The sequence below is a fragment of the Devosia sp. P2_G7 genome, assembly GCF_056403495.1.
Genome location: NZ_JBFUFI010000004.1, coordinates 282,989 through 296,192, shown reverse-complemented (window position 1 = coordinate 296,192; position 13,204 = coordinate 282,989). Strand labels below are relative to the sequence as shown.

Genomic DNA, 13,204 nt, shown 5'->3' with positions numbered 1-13,204 from the left:
AATCGGCCGTGATGGCCCAACGCACAAAAGGGAGATTTCCATGCGCGTCTATTATGATCGTGATGCCGATCTGAACATCATCAAGTCCAAGAAGGTCGCAATCGTCGGCTACGGCTCGCAGGGCCATGCGCACACGCTGAACCTGCGCGACTCGGGCGTGAAGGATGTCGTCGTGGCGCTCCGCCCGAACTCCCCGTCGGCCAAGAAGGCCGAGGGCGAGGGCCTGAAGGTCATGTCGGTTGCCGACGCTGCGAAGTGGGCCGACGTCATCATGATGCTGACCCCGGACGAGCTGCAGGCCGACATCTACAAGAAGGACATCGAGCCCAACATCCGCGACGGCGCCGCGATCGCCTTCGCGCACGGCCTCAACGTGCACTTCAACCTGATCGAGCCCAAGGCCACCGTCGACGTGATCATGATCGCGCCGAAGGGCCCGGGCCACACCGTGCGCGGCGAATACCAGAAGGGTGGCGGCGTGCCGTGCCTGATCGCGGTGCACCAGGACGCGTCGGGCAATGCCCATGACATCGCGCTGGCCTATGCCTCGGGCGTAGGCGGCGGCCGTTCGGGCGTCATCGAGACCAACTTCCGCGAGGAATGCGAGACCGACCTGTTCGGTGAGCAGGTCGTGCTCTGCGGCGGCCTGGTCGAGCTGATCCGCGCTGGCTTCGAGACGCTGGTGGAAGCCGGCTACGCTCCGGAAATGGCTTACTTCGAGTGCCTGCACGAAGTGAAGCTGATCGTCGACCTGATCTACCAGGGCGGCATCGCCAACATGAACTACTCGATCTCGAACACCGCCGAGTGGGGCGAGTACGTGTCGGGCCCGCGCATCATCACCTCGGAGACCAAGGCCGAGATGAAGCGCGTGCTGCACGACATCCAGTCGGGCAAGTTCACCTCCGAGTGGATGCAGGAATACAAGGGTGGTTCGTCGCGCTTCAAGGCGACCCGCCGCCTCGCCGACGAGCACCCGATCGAGGTGGTCGGGGAAAAGCTCCGCGGCATGATGCCGTGGATCAAGGCCGGCGCCCTCGTCGACAAGGCCAAGAACTGAGCGGGGCCTTGCTCCACGCCTGGTTTGATGCGCGCTGGCGCGCCGCTGTGATCAAGGCCGGCGCGCTGTTGGACAAGGCGAAAAACTGAGGCCGCGCTGCATCAGTCGAACGTTCGAAGGGGCCCTCGGGCCCCTTCTGCTTTTGTGCGTTACATAGACCTGCTACCGGTAGCCGTCTCCCGTATCCGACGTGGAGTTTGCCGTGCCCACGACGACCCGCAAACGGTTCGCATTGGTGCTGATCAAGCCGTCGCACTACGACGACGACGGCTACGTGATCCAGTGGTGGCGCTCGCCCATTCCGTCCAATTCACTCGCCGCCATGTACGGCCTGGTGCAGGACAGCGTCAGCCGGCAGGTGCTCGGGCCGAACGTCGACTGGGACGTCGAGCCGATGGACGAAACCAACAGCCGCGTGCACATCAAGGACATCGCGGCCCGCATCAAGGCAGCCGATGCCGGCATGGTGATGCTGGTGGGCGTGCAATCGAACCAGTTTCCGCGCGCCCTCGACATCGCTCGGCCATTGCGCGCTCTCGGCATTCCGGTCGGGATTGGCGGCTTTCACGTGTCCGGCACGATCAGCATGCTGGCGGGCGACGATGACGGGCTGCGCGAGGCGCAGGCCATGGGCATCTCGCTCTATGCCGGCGAGGCCGAGGGGCGGCTCGACGAGCGATGGCTTCGTCGAAAAGTGCGCCCGCGCCGGAGTGAAGCGGGTGTTCATCGGGCTCGAGAACATCAACCCGGCCAACCTTGCCGGAGCCAAGAAGAAGCAGAACAAGATCACCGAGTACCGCAAGATGCTGCTGGCCTGGCGGGCGAAGCGCATCATCACCTATGCCGGCTACATCCTCGGCTTCCCCGGCGATACGGTCGACTCGATCATGCACGACATCGACGTGATCAAGCGCGAGCTGCCGGTCGATATGCTGGAGTTCTTCTACCTGACGCCGCTGCCGGGGTCGGAGGATCACCAGAAGCTCCATCGCGCCGCCGTGCCGATGGACAAGGACCTCAACAAATACGACCTCAACCACGCGACCACCGCGCATGGGCACATGAGCAAGGCCGATTGGGAACGGTGCTACGCCATGGCTTGGGATCGCTACTACACGACCGAGCACGTGACGACGATGATGCGCCGCGCTGCCGCGAGCGGCATCTCGGCACCCAACATCCTGTTCCTCTCCACCTGGTTCATGGGCTCGATCAAGATCGAGAAGGTGCATCCGCTCGAGGGCGGTGCGCTCCGGCTGAAGCACCGGCTGTCGCGCCGGCCAGAACGTGGCATCGAGTCAGCGTTGGTGTTCTACCCTCGATACTGGGCGGAAACGGCGGTGAAGCTGGCACGCTGGGGCCTGCTCTACGCGCGCTACGGGCGGCACTGGCTGAAGATCAAGAACGATCCCAACCGCAAGGCCTATACCGACCTCGCGATGACGCCGGTCTCGGAGCATGACGACGAACTCGAGATGTTCCAGTCGGAAGATGCACTCGCCTATATCAGCCAGGAGAAGCGGCTCGAGCGGGCGCGGCACGGCGGCCTGGGAACGCCGGCCGAGTAGCACGGGCGCGGCTAGGCCTTGCCGCCGTCCTTGCCGATCCGCTCCTTGGTCAGCACCTCCAGCAGGCCAACGAGCCGGGTGATGTCTTCCTGGCGCAGCAGATCGATCTTTTCGTGCAAGGCTTCGATGTCGAGTTCGGCGCGCAGGTTCACGTCGTAGTCGAGCTGTGCCTTCTGGCGGTCGATGGTGGATTGCCGATTCTGCGCCATCATCAGGATCGGAGCCGTGAAGGCGGCCTGGAACGACAGGACGAGATTGAGCAGGATGAAGGGGTAGGGGTCCCAGTGCTGCATCCAGGCGACGACGTTCAGCACGATCCAGGACACCAGCAGCACCGACTGGACGATGATGAAGCGCCACGAGCCGACGACAGCGGCGATGCGGTCGGCGAGATACTCGCCGTAGGTGCGCGGCAGGGCGATCGGCTGCTGGTGCCTGAGGCTGAAGCGCCGGGCGGCCTGGTGGGCCGCAGCATTGGGTTGTGAGTCGCTCATCTGTCGCCTCCGGGCACATCCGCGTGGCGCAGTTCTAGCAGTTGTCGGCCCTTGAAACACGAAGGGCCCCGATCATCTCGGAGCCCTCCTATTTTGCTATGTCGGATACCCGGTGGCTATTCATGGCCGCGGGTCGGGGATGCGTGGTGCCGACCGGAACGCATGACCGCAAGGTCGGTGCGAGTGAGGCCGATATCGCGCAACAGGTGGTCGTCGAACTTCATCAGGTCGGTGAGGACCCGCTTCCGCTGCGAGCGGCGGAACATGGACGTCAGGCTGAAAGCCATTTGATCATCTCGTCAGTTTGTATGGTGCCGGGATCGGCGGGGGGCTTATGCCCATAAGGCGATGAACGCCTGATGAACCGTTGGCGGCTTAGCGGGCCTTGCGGCGGAACCAGCTATTCTGCTTGTTGAGCTCGGCGCGGGTGACACCGATATCGGCGAGCAGGCGGTCTTCGATCTGCTGGTTGGGCGTGCGAGCACGCAGGTGGTCCGCGAGGAGTAGAAGTTCGGGGATCATTGGTCGATTTCCGTGTTTGTGAACCGGTTCATTCCGGCGGTGGGGCGCTGAATGAGCTACGACGGTTGAACCGGTTCTGAACGATGCCTTCAGGGAGGATTGGTTGAGCGAGATCGAGTTGCCGGCGTTTCCGGTCGAGGGCGGGTGCCAGTGCGGGGCGGTGCGCTACCGGATCACCGGAGCTCCGCTGGCGGTCTACAACTGCCACTGCCGGGATTGCCAACGTTCGAGCGGGGCGACCCACTCGATGTCGATGCCGATCAAGCGGGAGCTGCTGGAGCATCTGAGCGGCGAGCTGGTTGCCTATGACAAGGCGGCCGACAGCGGCCGCACGGTGCGGATGCTCGGCTGTGCCAGCTGTGGCACCAAGCTGTGGAACGAACCGCTGGCCTCACCGGCGATGTTCGTGGTGAAACCCGGGACGCTGGACGATCCGAGCTGGGCGGTGCCGATCGGCAATATCTGGACCGACAGCCGGCTGCCCTGGGCTGTGATCGATCGGACGCAGGTCAACTTCCCCGGCCAACCGCCAGACCGTCAGCCGCTCTATGACGCTTGGAGTGCGGCGACGGCCTGACCGGCAAATCGCAATTTGCCGGAAGGATTCGCGGCGTCGGCGGAGGGCGTGGCGCCGGTTTCCCATGCTACGAGGGCGGCCGGAGTCTGAGGAGGGTTCGATGAGTTTCGACAGCGATATCGCGCTGGTCGCCGAGCAGGAGAAGCGGCTGGTATTCAGCCGGTTCGACGAGGCGACGGCGCTGCAACTGGGCGAGGACATCCGCCGGCTGGCCGAGGCGGCAAAGGCGGCGCTGGTGATCGATATCCGGTTCTGGAACCGGCCGCTCTACTACTATGCGATGCCCGGCACCGGGCCGGACAATTTCGAGTGGGTGCGGCGGAAGAGCAATTGCGTCAAGCGCTTCAACCGCGCGTCCTACGCCATGACGCTGCGCCAGCAGCGCGATAAGCGGGGCTTCGCGCCGGACGACAATGTCGATCCGACCGAGATCGCGGCGCATGGCGGCTCGTTCCCGATCCGCATCGAAGGGGTGAGCGTGGTCGGCTCAATCACCGTGTCCGGGGTGCCCGGGCGGCACGACCATGGCTTCGTGGTCACAGCCGTCGCCAACCATCTGGGTATCGATCCGGCACCGCTGATGCTGCCGCACGAGGAGCCGAAGTCCGACTGAAGGCTTGCTTGCTGTCACATCTCCCGGCTGGCTATATCCCGCCGCACACGAGGAGAGCGGACGGCATGGCCACGGCAGACGATATCGCCAAGATCATCGAGCAGGAGCAGGGGCTCGAATTCACCCGGTTCGACGAGCACATCGCGTTCTCCATCGGCGCGCGGGTGCGCGAGCGGGCGGTGCGCGAGAAGCTGGGACTGGTGGTCGATGTGCGCACCTGGGACCGGCAGATGTTCTACGCGGCGATGCCGGGGACGACCGCCGACAATCCCAACTGGGTGCGCCGCAAGGTCAACACGGTGCAGCGGCTGCTCAAATCGAGCTATCGCGCGGCGCTGGAGCAGGCGCGCGAGGATCGGCTCTTTGCCCCGAATCGCGCGCTCGACGGCGCCGACTTCGTGCTGGCGGGCGGGGGCTTCCCCATCCGCCTAAAGGGCTTTGGGCCGATCGGCTGCATCACCATTTCGGGGCTGCACGAGCGCGACGACCATCAGGTCGGAGTCGATGCGGTGGCCGACGAACTCGGGCTCGACAAGGCGGCGTTCGCGCTGGCCAAGATTTAGCGCTGGGGCGCGCTTGACAGTCCGGGCGCGGCTGCCGCAACTGCTGCCGGTCGCGGAGCCCGGAAATGAAACTCAACTACCTGCTGCTGGACGTTTTCACCACCGAACGTCTCAAGGGAAACCCCCTTGCCGTCGTGCTCAAGGCGGATGGCTTGCTCGATGACCAGATGCAGGCCATCGCCGCCGAGTTCAACCTCTCCGAGACGGTGTTCATCCAGAAAGCGCAGTCCGAGCGGCATGCCGCGGCGGTGCGGATTTTCACGCCGTCGTCGGAACTGATCTTCGCCGGACATCCGACGGTCGGGGCAGCCGTGGTGCTGGGGCTGCAGAATCGCAGCACGGCGGTGCGGCTGGAGGAAAAGGTCGGGGTGATCACCTGCGTGATCGAGCGCATCGAGAAGGATATCGGGCTCGCCCGCTTCGCCCTGCCGCGGTTGCCCGAAGAAATCGGGAAAGCGCCGAGCGTGATGACCATTGCCACGACGCTGGGGCTCGAGCCCGAGGAGATCGGCTGCGGACCGTACGAGCCGGCGCTGTTTTCCGCAGGTGCGCCGTTCTACCTGCTGCCGGTGAAGGACGCCGAGGCGCTGAAGCGCATCCGCCTGGAGCGGCGCGGCTGGGACGAGATCTACCCCGTCGGTCGCGGCTCGATCTATGTCTTCACCCAGACGCCTGAAGAGCGGGACAACGATTTTGCAGCGCGCATGTTCGAACCCGGCATGAGCGGAGGCGAGGATCCGGCAACCGGTTCGGCTGCCGCGGCGCTGATCGGACTCCTGGTCCGTCCCGCCGACAACGGGCAGCATGAGTTCCGCTTGCGGCAAGGCCACGAGATGGGGCGTCCGAGCCTGATCACGCTGCAGATGCGCAAGGAAAACGACCAGCTCACCCATGGCGGCATCGGCGGGCACGCAGTGATCGTGGGCGAGGGGACGCTCAACCTCGGCGACTAGCGAAAGGCGGTTTCGCCAACCCGACGGCTAGGGCCGCTTGTGCCACGGGCTAAGACTGCCCGGGCCGAGGCCGGTCGTGGGTTTGGCACCAACCCAGAACTCCTTGATGTAGGACGGCAGGCCGGCAGCATCGAGATAGGTGAGGGGGCTGAGCGCCAGCCCATCGCGGCGCCTCAGATCAACCGTCCAGAGACCGTCGTGCGGCGGCACGAAGCTGCCGCTTCCATCGAACGCCGACGGCAGGGCGTATGGACGATCGAGCCACAGCACGGCGCCGTGGCAGGCTGGGCCGACATGCACCTGGTAGGCAACGGCATCGCCCGGAGCGTATCGCGGCAGGGGATCGTAGGAATGGCGGGCAGTGCTGATGGTCAGCGTTGGCGGATCGTGCTCTGCGGCCGCGAGCCAGCGGCTTACCACCGCGTCGAACGCCGCGAGATAGCTTGATGTGGCTTGAGGCGTGAAAGGCTCGGTTCCGGTCCCGGCCGCGGCCGCGGGCAGGGTCGTGCAAGGCTGGTCGCAAAAAGCGGTGTCGTAGATTGCGGCGTCGAGCAGGCTGCGGGTCTCCGCGATCAGGTCCCGGTCGGCGGCTGCTGGAGCGTTGGCACCGGCGAGATAGTGCGCGGTCGTTTCGATCAGTGGGCGGAGTTCGACGCCGGCGCAATAGTTGCCGGCAGCAAGTGCTACGCCGATGCGGGCTGTCGCCTGCAGCATCAGCAGATCCATGCTGACCCCTTCGGCGCGCGATGGTGTCGCCGCCGAAATCACTGCTGCCAGGGCGACAAAGGCAAAGCCGAGAGACCGCACCATCGCATCCTCCCAAGGCGAGGGTGAGCCAGGGTCGTCCCGCACCGTGTCGGCAGCAAGGCGGACGCGCATAACCCTAGTCGACAAAAATCAACTGACAGACTTGCACTTTTGTCAGTCGTCATCCATTTGCACGGTCTCACCACAAGGAGACTGGTCATGGCTCATCGCACATTGGGAACATCGGGCCCCGTCGTTTCCGCCCTCGGGTTGGGCGCCATGGGTATGTCGGGCGCTTATGGGCCGTCCGATCGCAGCGAGAGCATCGCGACGTTGCATGCGGCGCTCGAGGCCGGCGTCACGCTGATCGACACCGGCGATTTCTACGGCATGGGCCACAACGAGATGCTGATCGGCGAGGCGCTGAAGGGCCGCCGCGACGATGCCGTGCTCAGCGTCAAGTTCGGCGCGCAGCGCGGGCCGGATGGGCAGTGGTTCGGCTTCGATGGTCGGCCAGCGGCGGTGAAGACCGCGCTCGCTTACACACTCGAACGCCTCGGCGTTGACCACATCGACATCTACCGGCCGGCGCGGCTCGATCCGAACGTGCCGATCGAGGACACCGTCGGCGCCATCAAGGACCTGATCGCTGCCGGCTACGTCCGCCATCTCGGCCTGTCCGAGGTCGGGCCGGAGACCATCCGCCGTGCCAACGCAGTACACCCGGTGGCGGACTTGCAGATCGAGTATTCGCTGATTTCGCGTAGCGTCGAGCGGGCGATCCTGCCGGTTACGCGCGAGCTGGGCATCGGCATCACCGCCTACGGCGTGCTGTCGCGCGGCCTGATCAGCGGGCACTGGAGCAAGGACGGGCTCGTCGCCGGCGACTTCCGCGGCCACAGCCCACGCTTCAGCGGCGAGAATGTCGATCACAACCTGCAACTGGTTGAAAGGCTGCGCGAGATCGCGGCCGGCAAGGGCGTCAGCGTCGCTCAACTGGCGATCGCCTGGGTGCTGGCGCAGGGCAGGGACATCGTGCCGGTGATCGGGGCGCGCCGCCGCGATCGTCTCACTGAGGCACTCGGTGCGCTCGATGTGGTGTTGACGGGGGCCGATCTGTCGGCCATCGAAGAGGCTGTGCCGCCGAATGCCGCGCGCGGCGAGCGCTACATGCCGGCGCAGATGGCGATGCTCGACAGCGAGCGAACTGGAGCCTGATGAACGAGGTCTTGACCCGCGAACGGATCCTCGAGGCGGCGGAGCAGGTGTTCCGCCGCTTTGGCCCGCAGAAGACCACCGTGGTCGACGTCGCGCGGCTGCTCGGTGTGAGCCATGGCAGCGTATACCGGCATTTCCAGAGCAAGGCTGCGCTGCGCGACGCGGTGGTCGAGGGCTGGCTGAGGCGGACGTCCGATCGGCTCGAGCCAATCGCCTATTCCGACGTCCAGCCCAGCCTGCGCCTTCGGCAGTGGTTCGATGGATTGAGGGCCACCAAGCGTAAGTATGCATCGAGCGATCCCGAACTGTTCTCGATCGCCCGCGCGATCTTCAGCGAGGCGCCCATAGTGGTTTCCGGCCATGTTCAACTCCTCGTCGCCCAGATCGAGAAGATCGTCGCGGACGGTATTGCCGCCGGCGAGTTCCGCGAGGCCGACCCCAAATCGACCGCTCAGGCCATTTTCGACGCCATGGCGCGCTTCCACGATCCGGCACATGCCCTCGACTGGAACGATCCTGAGAACGACGCCGCTTTCGATCGCGTCTACGCCCTGGTAACCGCCGCTATCGCTGCCTAGCGGCGGTGGCGGGACGGCCTACCGCGTCGCTCAGGATGTGACTCCCAACGACTCTCGCACAAGTGTACGCTGACGTACCGTTGCTTGCTTGGGGGAGGCGTGCCGTGGACGTAATCAATACAATTCTGTTGTGGCTGCACTTCATGGGCCTGGCGCTTGGGGGCGCCGCTGCCTTCGGCATTCCCGTGGTCGGAAGCCGGATGCAGAGCGCGGCGCCCGAGACCCGGCCGCTGCTGATGAACATCATGAAGGGGCTGGCGCAAGTCGGGCGCGCCGGGATCGGCTTGCTGATCATCACCGGACCGCTGATGATCTGGCTCAAGTATGGCGGCGTCGGCGGCATCAGCGCCTGGTTCTGGATCAAGATGGTGCTGGTGCTCCTGCTGATCGCCGGCGTGATCTACAGCGGCATGCTGGGCAAGCGGATCGAGGGCGGCGACATGTCCGCCGCCAAGCTCGCGCCGAGGGTCGGCATGGCCAACGCCACGCTGCTCATTCTCATCGTGCTGTCGGCGGCGATCACCTTCGGCTGACGGCTCGCAGACGCCCGGTTGGCACATTGCCGGCCGGGCGCTAGTCTTGCGGCATGAGCGAACAAGCTGCCGGCACGGGTGCGATCGTCAAAACCGGGCGCGCCGGGTGGATACGCCGCGCGCCCGATGAGCCGGGTTGCGAGCGGATCGAGGCCTATTTCGCCGGCCGCGCCTACGAGCCGCACCGGCACGATACCTACGCGATCGGGCTGACGCTTTCGGGCGTGCAGAGCTTCAACTATCGCGGGGCGCGGCGCGACAGCGTGCCCGGCGGCACCATGGTGCTGCATCCGGACGAACTGCATGACGGGCAGGCGGGAGCAGAGGGCGGCTTTCGCTATCGCATGCTCTACATCGAGCCGGCGATGCTGCAGAAGGCGCTGGGTGGCCGGCCGCTGCCCTATGTGGCTGGCGGGATTTCGCACGATCCGCAACTGCGCGATGCCACGGCGGCATTGCTTGAGCATCTCGATGGACCGCTCGAGGGCCTCGAATACGAGGATGCGGTTTACGACCTGGCCTGGGCACTGGACCGGGCCGGCGATAGCCGTGAAGGGCGACACACCGGGCTGAGCGACTATCGAGCAGCCGAGCGGGCGCGGGAGTTCCTCGATGGAGCGCTGGACGCGCCCGTGACGCTGGCGGAGCTCGAGGTGATCGGCGGGCGAGACCGTTGGCAGCTGTCACGCGACTTCAGGCAGCTCTATGGGACCAGCCCGCACCGCTACCTGGTGATGCGCCGGTTGGGTCAGGCGCGCAGCGCGATGCGCGAGGGCGCCTCGATGGCGGCGGCCGCGATTGGTGCCGGGTTCGCCGACCAGAGCCACATGAGCCGGCATTTCAAGCGAACCTACGGGATGACGCCGGCAGCGTGGGTGCGGCTGCTCTCAGCCTGAGATCGCGCACGAACGTTCAAGACCAACCTGCCAGCAGCACGCCAATCTCGGCTCCCCAAAGGAGGCAGGAATGGCCGCTTACACCAGCATCGACCTCATTGCGAAGATCGGAAAGATCGACGGGCACTGGCAGCCTCGCGTCGTGGCCGAGCTTAACGACTACCAGTTCAAGGTGGTGAAGATCGAAGGCGACTTCATCTGGCACGACCACAAGGATACCGACGAGGCGTTCCTGGTGCTGGAGGGGCAGTTGCGGATCGATTTCCGCGATGGATCGGTGACGGTGGGGCCGGGCGAACTCTATGTCGTACCGCGCGGAATCGAGCACAAGCCGTTCGCCGAGCGCGAGGTGAAGATGCTGCTGATCGAGCCACGCGGCACGCTCAACACCGGTGCCGAGGGCGGTGCGAGGACGGCGGAAAATGACGTCTGGGTTTGAATCTGTCGTCACAGACGCTTGCCAATGGGCTTCAATTCCAGCACTATCCGCGACGCAAACGGAATTTCGCCATGCAGCGCAAACGCGCCATTGCCATCGCAATCGCTGAACAGAAGGCTCGGGAGAGCCGGCTGATTCTGGCTGCTGCGTTGCTGCTGCTGCCGGCCGCCCTGCTTCTCCTTCTTATCAGCCCCTGATAACCGACAGCTCGGATAGCGAGCGGGTGGTCAGGGGATAACGCGCAAGAAACCGAACATCGATTTGTCCGGTCGCGATGGTTTTCGAACCCCGGCCGTTTGATAGGAATACCGAAATGAGCACCCAGGCACAGGCGCAGAGCAACAAGGACCGCGTCTTCATTTTCGACACCACGCTGCGCGACGGCGAGCAGAGCCCGGGCGCGACGATGACGCTCGAGGAAAAACTGCAGGTGGCCGAGGCCCTCGACGAGATGGGCGTCGACATCATCGAAGCCGGCTTCCCGATTGCCTCGAACGGCGACTTCGAAGCGGTGGTCGCGGTGGCCAAGCAGGTGAAGAACTCGGTGGTTGCCGGGCTCGCCCGCGCCATTCCGGGTGACATCGCGCGCGCCGGCGAAGCAGTGCGGCACGCCAAGCAGGGCCGCATCCACACGTTCGTCTCGACCTCGCCGATCCATCTGGCGCACCAGATGAAGAAGACCGAGGAGCAGGTGCTGGAGATCATCTCCGCCACCGTGGCGCAGGCGCGCAACCTGATCGACAATGTCGAGTGGAGCGCCATGGACGCCACGCGCACGCCGATCGATTACCTGGCGCGCTGCGTCGAGCTCGCCATCAAGGCCGGCGCAACGACGATCAACCTGCCCGATACCGTCGGCTACGCCATCCCGGCCGAGCACGAGGCGATGTTCCGCTCGATCATCGAGCGCGTCCCCGGCGCCGACAAGGTGATCTTCTCGGCCCACTGCCACAACGACCTCGGCCTCGCGGTCGCCAACTCGCTGGCCGCGGTGCGGGGCGGGGCGCGACAGGTCGAATGCACCATCAATGGCCTGGGAGAGCGCGCCGGCAACGCGGCGCTCGAGGAGATCGTGATGGCGCTGCGCACTCGCGCCGACGCCATGCCGTACCACACCCAGATCGAATCGACGCACCTCAGCCGGGCCAGCAAGATCGTCTCGGCAGCGGCGAACTTCCCGGTGCAGTACAACAAGGCGATCGTCGGAAAGAACGCCTTCGCGCACGAGAGCGGCATCCATCAGGACGGGATGCTGAAGAACGCCCAGACCTATGAGATCATGACGCCGGAGAGCGTGGGCATCAAGGAAACCACCTTGGTGATGGGCAAGCATTCGGGCCGCGCCGCCTTCAAGGATAAGTTGAAGGAACTGGGCTACGACCTTGGCGATAATGCCTTCCAGGAAGCATTCGTTCGCTTCAAGGACCTGGCTGACCGCAAGAAGCACGTCTATGACGCCGATATCGTCGCCTTGGTCGATGACGAGGCCGGCTCGGTCGACGACCGCATCAAGCTGGTCGACATGGAGGTGATCTCCAAGACCGGCGGCGTGCATCACTGCGACCTGACCATCACCATCGATGGGGTCGAAGTGAAGGCTGCGTTCGACGGCACCGGCTCGGTGGATGCGATCTTCAACGCGATCAAGCAGGCCGTCGGCAAGGATCCTCATCTGGTGCTCTATGCCATCGACGGCGTCACCGGCGGCACCGACGCGCAGGCCAGCGCCCATGTGCGCCTCGAAATGAACGGCCGCATCGTCTCCGGCAACGCCGCCGAGCCCGACACGCTCGTCGCCTCGGCCCGCGCCTACATCAACGCCTACAACCGCCTGCTGCTCGAACGCGGCGCCGCGGCGCAAGGCGCGACCGAAGCGGCAGTCGGGTGAGGGCACCCACCGGTCCGAACAATCAGGAGCCGCCCTCGGGCGGCTCTTTTCTTATGGAGGGGCAATGACTTACGAGTTGAGGCGGGTGGAGACTCCCGAAGAGTGGGCGGCGATGCATCGGATTCGGCGCGAGGTGCTGTTTCCGCCCGAGCGGCATCCGGGCTTCGTCTACGACGATGCGCACCCGGACGACGCAGCCGCGAACCACATCAAGTTCCTGCTGCTGCTCGATGGCGAACCTATCGGGACGACCCGGCTCGACCTGAAGGGCGAACGCGCCGCCGTGCGCCTCGTCGGGATCGTGGCCGATCGCCAGCGGCAGGGGCATGGGAGCGTGATGGAGCAGGGGGTGATCAACCACGCCTACAAGCTCGGCATCACCACGCTGATGCTCAATTCGGCTCCGGAGGCCATCGGGTTCTACGAGAAGCGCGGCTGGCAGCGCGAGGTCTGGGACCCCGAGGAGCTCAGCGGGATGCGGAGCGGCTGTGTGCAAATGATGAAGCACCTGTAGCGCGCGGGCTGGTCCGGCGCCGCGGCTGCCGCTACGGTTCG

17 protein-coding genes and 1 pseudogene are annotated in these 13,204 nt (G+C 65.2%); 14 read left to right on the top strand and 4 right to left on the bottom strand.

Annotation, left to right across the window (positions count from 1 at the left end; all coding sequences use genetic code 11):
- The first annotated feature begins 40 nt into the window (after nucleotides 1–40).
- Both ilvC and AC1DWU_RS09375 read left to right on the top strand, forming a co-directional pair.
- Entirely contained in the window at nucleotides 41–1,060 is a 1,020-nt protein-coding gene (gene ilvC / locus AC1DWU_RS09380) for a ketol-acid reductoisomerase (protein ID WP_477149705.1), read from the top strand.
- A gap of 202 nt (nucleotides 1,061–1,262) precedes the next feature.
- Nucleotides 1,263–2,628: pseudogene (locus tag AC1DWU_RS09375) on the top strand (hypothetical protein).
- 11 nt (nucleotides 2,629–2,639) lie between these two features.
- On the opposite strand, the gene AC1DWU_RS09370 reads toward AC1DWU_RS09375, so the two are convergent.
- The 3 genes from AC1DWU_RS09370 to AC1DWU_RS09360 all read right to left on the bottom strand — a co-directional run bounded on the left by AC1DWU_RS09370 (nucleotide 2,640) and on the right by AC1DWU_RS09360 (nucleotide 3,644).
- Nucleotides 2,640–3,122, bottom strand: a complete 483-nt coding sequence (locus AC1DWU_RS09370; RefSeq protein WP_477149704.1) for a DUF1003 domain-containing protein — start codon at nucleotides 3,120–3,122, stop codon at nucleotides 2,640–2,642.
- A gap of 116 nt (nucleotides 3,123–3,238) precedes the next feature.
- Nucleotides 3,239–3,409, bottom strand: a complete 171-nt coding sequence (locus AC1DWU_RS09365) for a YjiS-like domain-containing protein (RefSeq protein ID WP_477149703.1) — start codon at nucleotides 3,407–3,409, stop codon at nucleotides 3,239–3,241.
- 88 nt (nucleotides 3,410–3,497) lie between these two features.
- Nucleotides 3,498–3,644: a hypothetical protein gene (locus AC1DWU_RS09360; RefSeq protein WP_477149702.1), complete on the bottom strand. Its 147-nt coding sequence runs from the start codon at nucleotides 3,642–3,644 to the stop codon at nucleotides 3,498–3,500.
- Nucleotides 3,645–3,747: 103 nt separating this feature from the next.
- Here AC1DWU_RS09360 and AC1DWU_RS09355 point away from each other — a divergent pair, with 103 nt between their 5' ends.
- The 4 genes from AC1DWU_RS09355 (at nucleotide 3,748) to AC1DWU_RS09340 (ending at nucleotide 6,350) form a co-directional block, all read left to right on the top strand.
- On the top strand, nucleotides 3,748–4,221 hold the full coding sequence (locus tag AC1DWU_RS09355) for a GFA family protein (protein WP_477149701.1): 474 nt from the start codon (nucleotides 3,748–3,750) through the stop codon (nucleotides 4,219–4,221).
- 100 nt (nucleotides 4,222–4,321) lie between these two features.
- Nucleotides 4,322–4,834 (top strand): heme-degrading domain-containing protein, encoded by a 513-nt coding sequence (locus AC1DWU_RS09350; protein WP_477149700.1) that lies wholly within the window; start codon nucleotides 4,322–4,324, stop codon nucleotides 4,832–4,834.
- 65 nt (nucleotides 4,835–4,899) lie between these two features.
- The gene (locus AC1DWU_RS09345) at nucleotides 4,900–5,397 is read left to right on the top strand and encodes a heme-degrading domain-containing protein (RefSeq protein WP_477149699.1); all 498 of its coding nucleotides are present in this window, start codon (nucleotides 4,900–4,902) and stop codon (nucleotides 5,395–5,397) included.
- Nucleotides 5,398–5,462: 65 nt separating this feature from the next.
- Nucleotides 5,463–6,350, top strand: coding sequence for a PhzF family phenazine biosynthesis protein (locus AC1DWU_RS09340; protein WP_477149698.1), 888 nt, complete (start codon nucleotides 5,463–5,465; stop codon nucleotides 6,348–6,350).
- 27 nt (nucleotides 6,351–6,377) lie between these two features.
- Here AC1DWU_RS09340 and AC1DWU_RS09335 read toward each other — a convergent pair whose 3' ends face one another.
- Complete coding sequence (locus AC1DWU_RS09335) at nucleotides 6,378–7,160, bottom strand: hypothetical protein (protein ID WP_477149697.1); 783 nt, start codon at nucleotides 7,158–7,160, stop codon at nucleotides 6,378–6,380.
- 156 nt (nucleotides 7,161–7,316) lie between these two features.
- Between AC1DWU_RS09335 and AC1DWU_RS09330 the strand changes: the two genes are divergently transcribed.
- The 8 genes from AC1DWU_RS09330 to AC1DWU_RS09295 all read left to right on the top strand — a co-directional run bounded on the left by AC1DWU_RS09330 (nucleotide 7,317) and on the right by AC1DWU_RS09295 (nucleotide 13,163).
- Nucleotides 7,317–8,315, top strand: a complete 999-nt coding sequence (locus AC1DWU_RS09330; RefSeq protein ID WP_477149696.1) for an aldo/keto reductase — start codon at nucleotides 7,317–7,319, stop codon at nucleotides 8,313–8,315.
- On the top strand, nucleotides 8,315–8,893 hold the full coding sequence (locus tag AC1DWU_RS09325; protein WP_477149695.1) for a TetR/AcrR family transcriptional regulator: 579 nt from the start codon (nucleotides 8,315–8,317) through the stop codon (nucleotides 8,891–8,893). Before AC1DWU_RS09330 ends, AC1DWU_RS09325 begins: the two co-directional genes overlap by 1 nt.
- Before the next feature lie 104 nt (nucleotides 8,894–8,997).
- On the top strand, nucleotides 8,998–9,426 hold the full coding sequence (locus AC1DWU_RS09320; RefSeq protein ID WP_477149694.1) for a hypothetical protein: 429 nt from the start codon (nucleotides 8,998–9,000) through the stop codon (nucleotides 9,424–9,426).
- A gap of 53 nt (nucleotides 9,427–9,479) precedes the next feature.
- The gene (locus tag AC1DWU_RS09315; protein WP_477149693.1) at nucleotides 9,480–10,322 is read left to right on the top strand and encodes an AraC family transcriptional regulator; all 843 of its coding nucleotides are present in this window, start codon (nucleotides 9,480–9,482) and stop codon (nucleotides 10,320–10,322) included.
- Between the two features lie 70 nt (nucleotides 10,323–10,392).
- Nucleotides 10,393–10,761 carry a cupin domain-containing protein gene (locus tag AC1DWU_RS09310; protein WP_477149692.1) on the top strand — a complete coding sequence of 123 codons (369 nt, stop codon included), beginning with the start codon at nucleotides 10,393–10,395 and terminating at the stop codon, nucleotides 10,759–10,761.
- Nucleotides 10,762–10,832: 71 nt separating this feature from the next.
- On the top strand, nucleotides 10,833–10,958 hold the full coding sequence (locus AC1DWU_RS09305; RefSeq protein WP_477149691.1) for a hypothetical protein: 126 nt from the start codon (nucleotides 10,833–10,835) through the stop codon (nucleotides 10,956–10,958).
- Nucleotides 10,959–11,074: 116 nt separating this feature from the next.
- On the top strand, nucleotides 11,075–12,649 hold the full coding sequence (locus AC1DWU_RS09300) for a 2-isopropylmalate synthase (protein ID WP_477149690.1): 1,575 nt from the start codon (nucleotides 11,075–11,077) through the stop codon (nucleotides 12,647–12,649).
- Nucleotides 12,650–12,713: 64 nt separating this feature from the next.
- Nucleotides 12,714–13,163: a GNAT family N-acetyltransferase gene (locus AC1DWU_RS09295; protein ID WP_477149689.1), complete on the top strand. Its 450-nt coding sequence runs from the start codon at nucleotides 12,714–12,716 to the stop codon at nucleotides 13,161–13,163.
- Nucleotides 13,164–13,204 lie beyond the last annotated feature (41 nt).

Excerpts from the sequence above, each read along its gene's own strand:
- ilvC (WP_477149705.1), top strand. The coding sequence starts at position 41 with ATGCGCGTCTATTATGATCGTGATGCCGATCTGAACATCATCAAGTCC.
- AC1DWU_RS09370 (WP_477149704.1), bottom strand. The coding sequence starts at position 3,122 with ATGAGCGACTCACAACCCAATGCTGCGGCCCACCAGGCCGCCCGGCGC.
- AC1DWU_RS09365 (WP_477149703.1), bottom strand. The coding sequence starts at position 3,409 with ATGGCTTTCAGCCTGACGTCCATGTTCCGCCGCTCGCAGCGGAAGCGG.
- AC1DWU_RS09360 (WP_477149702.1), bottom strand. The coding sequence starts at position 3,644 with ATGATCCCCGAACTTCTACTCCTCGCGGACCACCTGCGTGCTCGCACG.
- AC1DWU_RS09350 (WP_477149700.1), top strand. The coding sequence starts at position 4,322 with ATGAGTTTCGACAGCGATATCGCGCTGGTCGCCGAGCAGGAGAAGCGG.
- AC1DWU_RS09345 (WP_477149699.1), top strand. The coding sequence starts at position 4,900 with ATGGCCACGGCAGACGATATCGCCAAGATCATCGAGCAGGAGCAGGGG.
- AC1DWU_RS09340 (WP_477149698.1), top strand. The coding sequence starts at position 5,463 with ATGAAACTCAACTACCTGCTGCTGGACGTTTTCACCACCGAACGTCTC.
- AC1DWU_RS09335 (WP_477149697.1), bottom strand. The coding sequence starts at position 7,160 with ATGGTGCGGTCTCTCGGCTTTGCCTTTGTCGCCCTGGCAGCAGTGATT.
- AC1DWU_RS09330 (WP_477149696.1), top strand. The coding sequence starts at position 7,317 with ATGGCTCATCGCACATTGGGAACATCGGGCCCCGTCGTTTCCGCCCTC.
- AC1DWU_RS09325 (WP_477149695.1), top strand. The coding sequence starts at position 8,315 with ATGAACGAGGTCTTGACCCGCGAACGGATCCTCGAGGCGGCGGAGCAG.
- AC1DWU_RS09315 (WP_477149693.1), top strand. The coding sequence starts at position 9,480 with ATGAGCGAACAAGCTGCCGGCACGGGTGCGATCGTCAAAACCGGGCGC.
- AC1DWU_RS09310 (WP_477149692.1), top strand. The coding sequence starts at position 10,393 with ATGGCCGCTTACACCAGCATCGACCTCATTGCGAAGATCGGAAAGATC.
- AC1DWU_RS09305 (WP_477149691.1), top strand. The coding sequence starts at position 10,833 with ATGCAGCGCAAACGCGCCATTGCCATCGCAATCGCTGAACAGAAGGCT.
- AC1DWU_RS09300 (WP_477149690.1), top strand. The coding sequence starts at position 11,075 with ATGAGCACCCAGGCACAGGCGCAGAGCAACAAGGACCGCGTCTTCATT.
- AC1DWU_RS09295 (WP_477149689.1), top strand. The coding sequence starts at position 12,714 with ATGACTTACGAGTTGAGGCGGGTGGAGACTCCCGAAGAGTGGGCGGCG.